Here is a 530-nt window from a genome sequence, read left to right as displayed (position 1 = left end):
TATCCTGATTGGCAGTTGAACCAACAATTAATTTGCCGTCATTATTTTTTACTAACCATGCCCATCCGCTGCCGAAACGGTTTTTACCTGCATCTGTAAACTGTGTTTTAAATGTTTCAAAAGAACCGAAATCTTTTGTTATAGCATCAGCTAATTTACCTGATGGTTTTCCTGCGGATGTGGCAGCCATGCTTTGCCAGAATAATTCATGATTAAAATGTCCGCCACCGTTATTTCTAATTTTAGCAGAATACTTAGAAACCTTTGCCAGTAAGCCTTCTAAAGAAACAGATTTGGTATCTACACTTTCTGCTATACATGCATCGGCTAAATTTTTTGAATAAGCAGCAGCATGTTTGGTATAATGAATTTCCATTGTCGTAGCATCAATGGCTGTTTCTAAAGCATTGTATGCATAAGGCAGAGGTTGTTGTGTAAATGGAATAAGTTGGTTATGATTTGTATTGAAAGCTTTGGCAAGCGATGGTAATATTGTTGATGATAGACCTAGTGCTATGCACGCTTTACCG

1 protein-coding gene is annotated in these 530 nt (G+C 37.4%); it reads right to left on the bottom strand.

Features of this window, described 5'->3' with window-relative positions:
- The coding region (locus E3E36_RS11475; RefSeq protein WP_167895537.1) for a superoxide dismutase at positions 1 to 530 on the bottom strand (530 nt) is incomplete at both ends.

This window comes from Thermococcus sp. M36 (assembly GCF_012027355.1).
Classification (GTDB): domain Archaea; phylum Methanobacteriota_B; class Thermococci; order Thermococcales; family Thermococcaceae; genus Thermococcus.
This window is presented reverse-complemented; position numbering and strand designations above follow the sequence as displayed.